This window comes from Ruminococcus sp. D54t1_190329_F1 (assembly GCF_015551645.1).
Lineage (GTDB): Bacteria > Bacillota > Clostridia > Lachnospirales > Lachnospiraceae > Blautia_A > Blautia_A faecis.
Genome location: NZ_JADNDC010000026.1, coordinates 18,680 through 30,698 on the forward strand (window position 1 = coordinate 18,680; position 12,019 = coordinate 30,698).

The window sequence follows — 12,019 nt, forward strand, 5'->3', positions numbered from 1 at the left end:
TGCATACCACTGGAAGGAGATTTTTAATATGCAAAAATATAAAAAATGGAAACAAGTTCTGTCTGTTTCTACAGCAGTATGTCTGAGCATTGCGGGAACAGGAAGCCTGATGGGCTGCGGCAGTACTGACAGAGGGAAGGACAAGGCAGATTCTGTGGAATCCAAAGCAATGGGACGGTATCTGGAGAATGAACTGGCCGTGCCGGAAGGCTGTATGGAGATTGTGGATTTGCAGGTTATGAAAGAGGGAAGCCTGAAAATGCTTGCAAGAAACAGTGATTACGAATTGATGCTCTACCAGTCCTCTGACAAGGGCAAGACCTGGGAGGATGGGAAGGAGGTTGCCGATTTTTTCGAGGTGGAAGGGGAATCCATTTATAAAGCAGCGCTTGGGAGAGACGGAAGTATTCTGATTGGCGTGTATATAGAATCTGAAGATGAGAACAGCGTGGGAAGTATGGACTATTATTATTGTCCAGCTGACGGTAAAGGAAAGAAGATTGAAATTGGAGAAGCTTTGGATGAAACCATGGCCTGGAGTATAGATATCGGGGAAAATGGCAATCTGTTTTTGCAGATTTCAGGAAATGGAATCAGGGAAATCAATCCTGTTGACGGGGCAGTGGTTCATGAGTATGAGAAGGGAAAAACCACAGATTATATGTGTGTGACTTCTGAGTATCTGATCGTGATTACAGATGGAGATGTGCATTATTATGATGTGGCTTCAGGTAAGCCTGCCGATGGAGGTGATGCACTGACTGCCCAGCTGAAAAAGACTCCTGCAAATCTGGAATTTGGAAATTCCTCCGGTACTGCTTTGCTGTTTTTGGATGGCGATGAGAAAAACACCGTATTCTATGTGGATCAGACTGGTTTATACCGCTATGCATTTGGCGGCAATGTAATTGAGCAGGTAATTGATGGAAGCCTGAATTCCATAAGCTCTTCAAATAAGGCATTTAACTGTATGGCAATGGATTCGGAAGGAGTGTTTTACATTGGGGAAATTGATTACAATTCCGGTTTAAATTGCGGAAGGCTGGTTTCTTATAAGTATTCTGCAGATACTCCAACTGTACCGGATACAGAGCTCACCATATATTCCCTGGAAGAGAATTCCGGTATTCGACAGGCAGTTGTTATGTTTCAGAAGAAATATCCGGATATTTATCTCACACTGGAAACCGGAATGTCCGGAAACGATGGTGTAACACGCACGGATGCGTTAAAAACACTGAATACGGAGATTATGGCAGGAAAAGGACCGGATATTCTGATTCTGGACGGAATTTCTTCCGAAACCTATGCAGAACAGGGAATGCTGGAGGATTTAAGTGGAATTCTGAAAGAGGCAGGATTACTGGACAACATAGAAAGTGCTTATACAAAAGAGGATGGAAGTATCTATGAGATGCCAGTGAAATTTGGAATTCCCATGATAGAGGGAAACAAGGAGGATGTGCAGGAAGTGACAGACCTGGCTTCTCTTGCTGATGTGCTCACGAAGCACAAGGATGAATATGGACTGACCTCGGAAAGCATCTATAAGCTGCCCTTACTTTATTCCATGTATCCACAGGCACTTCTGGAAAAACTGGCAGACAACAGTTCCGCAGCATGGATGAAAAAGGATGGAACTCTGGATGAAGAAAAGATAAAGGTATTTCTGGAACAGTCCGAAAGGATTTATCAGGCTGGAAAGGATGCTATGGATGAATTAAAGGCTGCGTATCCACAGGCTTTTGATGACAGTGGACAGCCAGTATATGAAAGAGCAGGCAGTATTTCTGGAGAAACTGCTGTGCTGCTTTCCCATAACTGTATATTTGCGTTGGGTGATATTTTTTCGCCTTTGGATTTTGCATTTGTAAATTCTATGGAAGAGATAGATACTTCCTTGTCCTATGCACTTTGGAATGGGCAGATGGCAAATTGTTTCATTCCGGTCAGCCGAATCGGAATCAGTTCCAGAGCTTCCCAGAAAGCTGCTGCTGAGAAATTCGTGGAATATTTATTTTCTGAGGAAGGACAGATGCTTTCCAGAGAAGATGGTTTCCCTGTAGTGGAAGCTGTTTACAATGGAGAGGACTACTGGAATCAGGGAGAGGCTGGAAACGTGTTAGTTACTGGCGGAAGCAGTAACAGCGAGAACGGTCAGGAATTAGTATACAGTATAAAAGTTCCGTCCGCTGATAAGGTGAATGAATTAAAACAGCTTGGAAAAATGCTTACAACTCCGGTTTTGGATAATACAATCATTACCAGTGCTGTCTGTGAAAACGGAGTGCGTTACCTGAATGGGGAAATCAGCCTTGATGAGGCGGTAAATGCAGTCATGCAGCAGGTGAACCTGTATCTGGCAGAATAGAAGGAGTAAGAGATGTTTAAAAAGCTTCACAGGCAAATGACCATATTTGCATCACTGATCACAAGCGGAATACTGATCTTGATGGCAGTTTCCTGTCTTGTGATCTCCGAGAGGGGGCTTACCCATAATACTTACGAGAGATTTTTAAATAATGGAAATTCCTGTGTGGCTTATCTGGAAAATCAGACTGTGCTTTCTCACAAGTGGATACTGGAAGCAAAGCAGGAATACAAAGTGGAATTTCGCATTCGGAATAACGGAAAAAAGCTGTATTTTGATAAGCTGGATACAGAAAGCCAAAATCAGGATAAAAAGGAAGAGGATCTGAGCTCTGTAGAAAATATGCTGACAGAGGCTGCCAGAATTTCCCGGGAAGAGCAGGGGCTTGATGTGGACTATATGGGAAGCCTCTCTCTTTCCAAAACGGTTTATTTTGAAACTTCAGATTTTTATGCCTGTACAGCCTTGATTCCTAAGGGAAGCGGCGTGTTAAGCCTGGTGTTGGTATATCCTCTTGATGGGTTGAAAACACAGATCTTTCATCAAAGAGTCTGGTTTGGAGGTATGGTGCTGCTTGCAGTTCTGGCTTTGGTTACATTTTCCTGGTTTTTTACAGGAAAAATGCTTCGCCCTCTGGAAGAGAATCAAAGGAAACAAACCCAGTTTATTGCTTCGGCATCCCATGAACTGAGATCTCCGCTGGCTGTGATATTGTCAAGTGTACAGGCAATGGAATCTGACTGGGAAAATGCCGGCAGATTTTTGAAAACCATAAAAAGTGAGGGAGACAGGATGTCCCGGCTTATCGGGGATATGCTTTCTCTTGCAAATGCTGACAATAAATCCTGGAGTATTATGAAGACAGATTGTGAGCTTGATACCTTGCTTCTGGATACATATGAGAAATACCAGCCTATTCTGCATGGGAAAAAGATTTCCCTGAAAGTAGTTCTGCCAGAGGAGCCTCTTTCTATCTGTAAGTGTGACAGTGCCAGAATCAGTCAGGTACTGGAAATCCTTTTGGATAACGGGGCAAGCTATGTGTCGGTCGGTGGCAGGATGGAAATGGGAGTAAAAGAAAATGAAAAATATTTTCAGCTTTATGTACAGGATAATGGTCCGGGAATTTCGGATGAGAATAAGGAGGCTGTATTCCGAAGATTTTACAGGGCTGATCCGGACAGAAAGGAGAAACAGCATTTTGGACTTGGACTTTGCATTGCCAGGGAAATTGTGACGTTACATAAAGGGAGTATCCGTATTCTGGATACTCCGGGTGGCGGAAGTACATTTGTGATAAGATTACCGAAATAAAATGAGATTTCTGTTTACTGGCAGACCTCCAACTGATAACCTATCCCGCGTATGGTTTTGAGAACCAGTGTGCTTTCCACAGATTTCAGGCGGCGACGGAGAAAATGTATGTAGTTGTCAAGATTTCCTTCTTCTACGTCGGATTCCATGCCCCATACGCGGGAGAGAAGAAGGTTTCTGGGAAGAACCTGACCGGGATTTCGGAGAAATACTTCCAGAAGAGCACTTTCGCGGCCGGAAAGAGTGCATTCTTTTGCACCCTTGGTAAGGCGCCCGCATTCAGGATCAAAAGCAATATCTCCCAGCTTCAGAAGATTTAAGTCACCCCATTTTCCGGGACGGCGCATAATGCTGTGGATTCTTGTAAGAAGCTCTTCAAAGGCGAAGGGCTTTACCATGTAATCATCTGCTCCGCAGTTCAATCCGTTGACTTTGTCCTGTAATTCGCCAAGTGCCGTAAGGAAAATAACAGGGGTTGAGATGTTGGACTGTCTGGCTTCTTTCAAAACCTGGGTTCCATCCATGGAAGGAAGCATGCGGTCCAGAAGTACCAGATCATACATATTTTCCTGCATATAGTAAAGACCTTCCGCACCATCCAGACATATATCTACCGTGAAATTTTCTTTTTCAAGTGCAAGCTTTGTAAGCTGCGCCAGATCTTTGTCATCTTCTATTATTAAGATTCTCATAAGAAACTCCTCTTCTTATAATCTGTTATCCATTATATACGCAAATCTCTAAAATTTCTCTAATTAATTTTAAAGCCTGTTTGAAAACCGGACAAAATCTCCCACAAATTGTGGCGCACATCTTGCAGAAAGCCTTTTTCAAACACGCTTTAGAGAAAGAATAGAGATTTCTTTGCTATTTTTATAATGCTGAATGAAAGATAGAAAAGAGGAAATTTTTTGAAAAGAAAACATGCCCTGAAAGGGATTTTATTTATTCTCCCTAGCTTTGCAGGAGTCTGTGTATTCTGGCTGCTTCCTTATGTGGATGTGATCCGCAGATCTTTTTTGGGAGCTGTAAATGGAGTGTTTACTGGATTTATGAATTATCAGATGATATTTTCCAATCAGGCATTTCTTCTTGCCGGGAAAAATACCTTGCGGTTTTTCGGAATCTGTATTCCGTTACTGGTGGTTTTGTCACTGGCAGCTGCTGTCCTGCTAAATGGACTTGGGAAAAATCAGAAGCAGCTGATGAAAACCGCATTTCTGCTTCCAATGGCCATTCCAGTTGCTTCTGTGGCAATTTTATGGAAAGTACTCTTTAATGGACAGGGGCTTTTGAACCATTTTCTGGAAATGTTGTCGTTGAAAAGTATAGACTGGTTGAATACAAAGGCTACCTTCTGGGTGCTGGTGATCAGTTATATTTGGCGAAATTTAGGGTATGACATTGTACTGTGGCTGGCAGGCCTTTCCACAATTCCGGAATCTCTTTATGAGGCAGCAAAGGTGGATGGAGCAGGTGCCTGGAAATGCTTTACCAGGATTACCTGTCCCAATCTTTTACCCTCTCTTTTTACCATTGTAGTTCTGTCGCTGCTGAACGGCTTTAAAGTATTCCGGGAGGCTTATCTGGTCGCAGGAGATTATCCACAGGAGAACATGTATCTTCTGCAGCATCTGTTCAATAACTGGTACAGAGACCTGGCCATGGATAAGATGGCGGCTGCGGCAGTTGTTACTGGAATTGCGATCATGGTTCTGGTACTTTTACTGCAAAAAGCATGGGAAAGAGAGGATTAAGATGTGAAAAAGATAACTTGTTTTTTTCTTGTACTTTTAGCTTTGGTCTTTATATTTCCTGTTTTATTTCTGGTAGTTGGTTCTCTTATGGGAAAAAATGAGCTTACAGATCTGCTGTTTCCAGTGCTGCAGGAGGGGGCGAAAGGATATGCTTCCTGGAAGCTGTTTCCGGAATATCCGACTCTGAAACATTATGTGGAAGTACTGCTGGATTCACCGGAATTTTTCGTAATGTTCTGGAACTCGGTGAAGATTACGGCTGGTGCCCTCGCTGGCGGGCTTCTGGTTGGAATGCCTGCTGCATGGGGATTTGCCAAATTTGATTTTCCAGGGAAAAATATATTGTTTACTTTGTATATTGCACTGATGATGATGCCGTTTCAGGTTATGCTTCTTGGCAATTATCTGGTGTTGGATAAAATTGGGCTTCTTGACTCGCTTTTGGGGATTATTTTCCCGGCGTTTTTTTCTACATTCCCCATATTTATTATGTACCGCTTTTTCAAAGGGATTCCTCTGGCGTTTCTGGAAGCGGCAAGACTTGACGGTGCAGGTGAGCTTAAACTGTTTTTTATAGTTGCCATCCCCTTGGGCTCACCTGGCGTCATTTCTGCCATTGTTCTGGGCTTTCTGGAATACTGGAATCTGATCGAACAGCCGATGGCATTTTTGAAAACAAAAGAATTGTGGCCGTTGTCTTTGTACCTGCCTAATATTGAGTTGGAGCAGGCAGGGTTTGCATTTGCGGCCTCTGTGGTGGCGCTGGCCCCGGCAGTTCTGGTATTTTTGTCCGGACAGGACTACCTGGAGCAGGGAATTGTCTCTACGGCGGTAAAGGAATAAAAAGAGAAACAACTGGAAAGTGACGATAAAAAACGACAGTTTGATAAAATATATTGTCAATGGAATTTAAAAGAAATAGTTAGAATGTAGAGTGTTTTACAAATATGTTCAGGAACAGAATGGGAGTTTGACATGAAGAAAAAATTAATTCAGGCAACTTGCCTGTTTTTTGTAATGATGCTGATTTTTACCATATTGTCAAGAGTTTCGGATTCTGTAAATGTGATACAGATCCAGACTAAGAACCCGGCAAATCAGATGATCACTCATGAGGTGAAAGGTTCTGGAAAAGTGGAGGGCAGTCAGGAAGTGGCGGTGTTTGTACTGGAAAATCTGCAGGTGGAGCAGGTGATGGTACATGCAGGGCAGACTGTGAAAAAAGGGGATATTTTATTGAAGCTATTCCAGAACAGCATTCAGGCGGCTTTGAAGAATCTGGACGATAAAATAAAAACTCTGGAAGGGCAGGCAAAGGATCTGGAAAGCCAGAAAAAGGTGAACAGCCAGAAGCGTGCAGCGGAACAGGCATGGGCTGGAAATTCTTATGATCTGGCTGTGCAAAGCGGAAATGTTTCCGTGGATAATGCAAGGGCGGAAGTTCAGATAGCCCAACAGCGGCTTGACGAATTTTACAGGGAAAAGGAAGCAAAGACTTCCGGGGATGATTTAAGTGGCTTCACAGATGGAGAGGAAGGGTTTAATGATGGTGAGATCACTGTAACACAGGAGGATGATTCCGCCACAGAAACTGCCCTTCAGGATGATCTGCGAGCCAGACAGGAAGCATTAAATGAAGTGATCGCGGGAAGAAACCAGACTCTGGCAAGTGCCGGAAAAGCGGTGTCCGATGCCAGTACGCCGGAGGCTTCAGACAGTACTTTGGAGAACGTACAAAGAGAATTGGAAAATGCCAGAGCAGATATGGAAAAGGTTACAGTGCTTCAAAGTACAGAGGGAGTGATTTCGTCTCCTTCTGACGGTGTGATCAAAAGTCTGTCCGTGCAAACCGGAGACCTTACAGGACAGACTGCAGCAGTAGTTTTATATTCAGCCGATGGTGCTCTTCGAATGACTGGTACCATCTCAAAAGAAGATATAAAATATGTGTCTGCCGGTGCAGACGTGAAAATCACAGACAATAACAATAATGATATTTCTGGTGCAACAGTGGAAAATATAACAGAAAATAAGGAGGATAATGATATTCGCGACCTGTCCATCATAATACCGGCGGACAGTCTGTCCATCGGTCAGAGCGGAGATTTTTCCATATCAAAAGATGCTGGGCCTTATTCCTGCTGCGTTCCGCTTTCAGCGCTGTACCAGGAGAATGGGAAGGTCTATGTGTATGTTACAGACACAGAAAATACAGTGCTTGGAACGGTAATGGTTGCAAGAAAAGTGGAAGTTACTGTGCAGGATAAAAACCAGACAACTGCTGCATTGGGTGAGGGAAGCCTTTCTACGGATCAGGCTGTGATCGTCCAGGCAGACAGGGAACTGAAGGATGGAAGCAGGGTGAGGATTTCTGAAAATTAGCATGGAAAGTAAAAAGAAGAATTATTTTTTAAAATATATGAGAATAATTATGACAGCATTGCTGGCCTCCTTTTTATTTTATTCTGGAATGAAAGATTATGTGAAGGTGGGAAAAACAGACACAGCGGTGGTTGAACTGTATGGAGATTATCCTGCAGTAAACCTGGCGAAGCAGATCTGGGAAAATTATCAAAGTAGTGATGAGATTACAGATTTTTGTTTTGTGTGGAATGGAGGCGTTCAGGTGGTTACGAATCCAGAGGATTTCAGACAGACAAATGCCCGGGTGACAGGCATTGTGGGAATGGCTGCTTTGTATGACCGACAGGCTGCTTTATTAGAAGAGAATGATGAAACCGGATGCGTGATCGATAAAGATACAGCCCTGGAGCTTTTCGGCAGTGAAAATTGTGCGGGAAGTCAGTTGACTGTGGGAGAGCAGATTTACGAAGTGCGGGGTGTGGTATCCTGGAATCAGCATACGATGCTTATCCGTCCGTCACAAAAAAATCAGGTTTGTACTCAGGTTCTGATCAGAGGGAAAAAAGGTCAGAATCTGGAGGGTGCTGCATCTGATTTTCTCGTGGGAAACGGACTATCCGGAATATTAGTGGATGACAGCTGGCTGGAAGTGATTTTGCCCTGGTTTCCAGTGGCTTTTCTTGTAATGCTTATAATAACTGTTTCCAGGTGGCTGTATGAGATGGAGCACGAAATCTGGGAAAATGGAATTCAAAGAAATAGAGAAAAGAAAATTGATTTTAGAAAATGCAGTTGCTTTGTTATTAGAATTTTACTGTGGGGAATCGGCCTTTTTTTTTGCGTAAGGCTTTTATCCCATATTCCCCAGAGCTGGCTGCCGGACAAATGGTCAGATTTTTCTTTCTGGCCTGCGAAGATCCGGAAAACAATGGAAGCTTTCCGCTGGTACATCATGTTCCCGAAAACTATGGCGCAGGCGGAGCGGCTGATGAGCGGAATTGGCTGTATTATAAAATGTGGGGCAGCAGCACTGCTTATAGGGGCGGTGTAGGCTGTCTTTTTTTCTTTTTTGCCAAAAGAATTTTATAGATGAAGAAATATTTTGGTACATTTTTTTCGAGACTTTTCTTTAAAGTGTTTGCCAGACTGGAGCGCAGGTATTATAATAGACTTTAAGACCCTGAATAGGGAAAGAAGATTTACAGTCGCTGTTTACTGGGAAAAAAAGAACCAGCTGCCAGAAGAAAAGGCAGGACGGCGGCAAGTTTGTTACTGTTCATTGGTAAGGTTCGCGAAGCCTGTTGCTGTGAACGAAGTGAACAGGAACATGAGTTTTTATGAGATAAGGAGAGATTGAATGAGTAAGATTGCCATTGTAACGGACAGTAACAGCGGCATTACACAGGAGGAAGGACGCAGACTTGGAGTGTCTGTTATTCCTATGCCTTTTTTTATTAATGAGAAAATGTACCTGGAGGGAATTACCCTGAGCCAGGATGAATTTTATCAGTGGCTGAAGTCGGATGCTTCTATTTCCACTTCCCAGCCAAGCCCGGGAGAGACTATGGGATTATGGGACAACCTTCTGAAAGAGTATGATGAGATTGTACAGATCCCCATGTCAAGTGGTCTCAGCGCTACCTGTGCTACTGCAATGGGACTTGCCCAGGAGTATGAGGGCAGAGTGTACGTGGTAGATAATCAGAGAATTTCCGTAACCCAGCGTCAATCTGTGGTGGACGCGATTGCCCTTCGGGATGCAGGTAAAAGCGGAGCTGAAATTAAGAAGATCCTGGAAGAAGAGAAATTTAATTCCAGTATTTATATTACCTTGGAAACCCTGAAATATCTGAAAAAGGGCGGCAGGATCACACCTGCTGCAGCTGCAATCGGTACCGTTTTGAATCTGAAGCCGGTGCTGCAGCTCCAGGGTGAGAAGCTGGATGCTTTTGCCAAGGTAAGAGGCAAGAAGCAGGCCAGACGTACTATGCTGAAGGCTATGAAGGCAGATTTTGAGGGACGCTTTGCACCGTTTGTCCAGAATGGAGAAATGTGTCTTCAGGCTGCTTACACAGGTAATCCGGAAGAGGCAGAAGAGTGGAAGCAGGAGATGCAGGAAACCTTTCCTGGTATGGAAATCCATATGGATCCGCTGTCACTTAGTGTGGCATGCCATATTGGATATGGTTCTCTTGCAATCGCATGTTCTAAGAAAGTGACTGCATAGAAGCTAAGAAATGGCTATAGTTTATAAACATTAGTTTTGGATGTCACATATAGATAGTAATTGAAAAGAATTGATTTTTTTAGAAAAGATTCCGAAATAGAATATATATTTTCGGAACGAATTCAGAAGAAAACAGAAGTATTCTCTCTGAGAAGAAAATTTAGGAGGATTTATGAAAAAACTTACAGACTACATGGCAGAAGAGCTTTCTGCAGCATTTGAAAAAGCAGGATACGATTCATCCTACGGTAAAGTAGGCGTTTCCAACCGTCCTGATCTTTGCGAATACCAGTGCAATGGTGCCATGGCGGGAGCTAAGGCTTATAAGAAAGCACCATTTATGATCGCAGATGACGTAGTGGGCAATCTGGCAGATTCCAAAGTATTTTCCATGAAAGAAATGGTAAAGCCCGGATTTATCAACCTGAAAGTCAGCGAAGAGTTTCTTGCAGATTATCTGAAAGAGATGGAGAAGGATGAGAAGCTTGGTGCAGACACAGCCCAAGAGCCGAAGACCATCGTAATCGATTACGGCGGACCGAATGTTGCCAAACCGCTTCATGTAGGTCATCTCCGTTCTGCAATTATTGGTGAAAGTATTAAGAGAATCGGTCGTTTCGTAGGCCATAAGGTGATTGGTGATGTTCATCTTGGTGACTGGGGACTTCAGATGGGACTGATCATTACAGAGCTGAAGCACAGACAGCCGGAGCTTGTATATTTTGATGACAGCTATACAGGTGAATATCCTGCAGAGGCACCTTTTACTATCAGTGAGCTTGAGGAGATTTATCCATGTGCAAGCGGCAAATCCAAGGAGGATGAGGCATACCGTCAGGAAGCACTGGAGGCAACTCATCTTCTTCAGCAGGGTAAGCCGGGGTACATGGCTCTCTGGAACCACATTATGAGTGTTTCTGTTACAGACCTTAAGAGAAACTATGCGAATCTGAACGTATCCTTTGATCTGTGGAAAAAAGAGTCTGATGCGCAGCCTTACATTCCGGACATGGTAGAGATGATGAAGGAAAAAGGCTTTGCATATGAGGATCAGGGAGCGCTTGTTGTAGACGTTAAAGAAGAGACCGATACCAAGGAAATCCCGCCATGTATGCTTCTGAAATCAGATGGAGCATCTCTTTATACTACTACAGACCTTGCCACAATTGTAGAGCGTATGAAGCTGTTCCAGCCAGATGAGATCCTTTACGTTGTTGACAAACGTCAGGAGCTTCATTTTATTCAGGTCTTCCGCTGCGCAAGAAAGACCGGTCTTGTGAAAGAAGACACAAGGCTTTCCTTCCTTGGCTTCGGTACTATGAATGGAAAAGATGGCAAACCGTTCAAAACAAGAGAGGGCGGTGTTATGCGCCTTGAGAACCTGATTGCCGATATTGATGAGGAAATGTTCACAAAGATCGTAGAGAACAGAAGTGTCCGTGATAAAGATGCAAGAGATACTGCTAAGATTGTAGGTCTGGCAGCGATTAAATATGGCGATCTTTCCAATCAGGCTACCAAGGATTATATTTTTGATGTAGACCGCTTCACCTCTTTCGAGGGAAATACAGGTCCGTACATCCTTTATACAATCGTTCGTATCAAATCCATCCTGAACCGTTATGTGGAAGCAGGCGGAAACCTTGAAGCAGGTGAGATACTTCCGGCATCTAACAGCAGTGAGAAAAACCTGATGCTTCAGCTCAGTGGATTTGGAAGCATGATCGAGAGTGCATTTGAGGAAAAAGCTCCGCATAAAATCTGTGCATATATTTATGAGGTTTCCAATGCATTCAACAGCTTTTATCATGAGACCAAGATCCTCAGCGAAGAGAATCAGGCGCAGAAGGAATCCTATATCCGTCTTCTGCAGCTGACCAAGAGAGTGCTTGAGACAAGTATTGATCTGCTTGGATTCGAGGCACCGGATAAGATGTAATAAAATAATAAGCAGATTATGAGGGGCTAGAGCGTGTTTGAAATATG

The 12,019-nt window shown here is 43.5% G+C and carries 9 protein-coding genes; 8 read left to right on the top strand and 1 reads right to left on the bottom strand.

Annotated features, from left to right (window positions below; translation table 11 throughout):
• Positions 1 to 28: 28 nt before the first annotated feature.
• Both I2D69_RS12805 and I2D69_RS12810 read left to right on the top strand, forming a co-directional pair.
• Positions 29 to 2,371, top strand: a complete 2,343-nt coding sequence (locus I2D69_RS12805) for an ABC transporter substrate-binding protein (RefSeq protein ID WP_173770076.1) — start codon at positions 29 to 31, stop codon at positions 2,369 to 2,371.
• A gap of 12 nt (positions 2,372 to 2,383) precedes the next feature.
• Positions 2,384 to 3,685: a HAMP domain-containing sensor histidine kinase gene (locus I2D69_RS12810; RefSeq protein ID WP_195379996.1), complete on the top strand. Its 1,302-nt coding sequence runs from the start codon at positions 2,384 to 2,386 to the stop codon at positions 3,683 to 3,685.
• 14 nt (positions 3,686 to 3,699) lie between these two features.
• Here the strand turns inward: I2D69_RS12810 and I2D69_RS12815 are convergent, their stop codons facing one another.
• Positions 3,700 to 4,377: a response regulator transcription factor gene (locus tag I2D69_RS12815; RefSeq protein ID WP_195379997.1), complete on the bottom strand. Its 678-nt coding sequence runs from the start codon at positions 4,375 to 4,377 to the stop codon at positions 3,700 to 3,702.
• Positions 4,378 to 4,596: 219 nt separating this feature from the next.
• On the opposite strand from I2D69_RS12815, the gene I2D69_RS12820 reads away from it, so the two are divergent.
• The 6 genes from I2D69_RS12820 to argS all read left to right on the top strand — a co-directional run bounded on the left by I2D69_RS12820 (position 4,597) and on the right by argS (position 11,972).
• Positions 4,597 to 5,442 carry a sugar ABC transporter permease gene (locus tag I2D69_RS12820; protein ID WP_173718311.1) on the top strand — a complete coding sequence of 282 codons (846 nt, stop codon included), beginning with the start codon at positions 4,597 to 4,599 and terminating at the stop codon, positions 5,440 to 5,442.
• A 3-nt stretch (positions 5,443 to 5,445) separates the two neighbouring features.
• On the top strand, positions 5,446 to 6,285 hold the full coding sequence (locus I2D69_RS12825; RefSeq protein WP_226837636.1) for a carbohydrate ABC transporter permease: 840 nt from the start codon (positions 5,446 to 5,448) through the stop codon (positions 6,283 to 6,285).
• A 132-nt stretch (positions 6,286 to 6,417) separates the two neighbouring features.
• Complete coding sequence (locus tag I2D69_RS12830) at positions 6,418 to 7,824, top strand: HlyD family efflux transporter periplasmic adaptor subunit (RefSeq protein WP_173718312.1); 1,407 nt, start codon at positions 6,418 to 6,420, stop codon at positions 7,822 to 7,824.
• 49 nt (positions 7,825 to 7,873) lie between these two features.
• Entirely contained in the window at positions 7,874 to 8,857 is a 984-nt protein-coding gene (locus tag I2D69_RS12835) for an ABC transporter permease (RefSeq protein WP_173718313.1), read from the top strand.
• A 306-nt stretch (positions 8,858 to 9,163) separates the two neighbouring features.
• On the top strand, positions 9,164 to 10,033 hold the full coding sequence (locus I2D69_RS12840) for a DegV family protein (protein WP_173718314.1): 870 nt from the start codon (positions 9,164 to 9,166) through the stop codon (positions 10,031 to 10,033).
• Between the two features lie 172 nt (positions 10,034 to 10,205).
• The gene (gene argS, locus I2D69_RS12845) at positions 10,206 to 11,972 is read left to right on the top strand and encodes an arginine--tRNA ligase (protein WP_195379998.1); all 1,767 of its coding nucleotides are present in this window, start codon (positions 10,206 to 10,208) and stop codon (positions 11,970 to 11,972) included.
• The last annotated feature ends 47 nt before the right edge of the window (positions 11,973 to 12,019 follow it).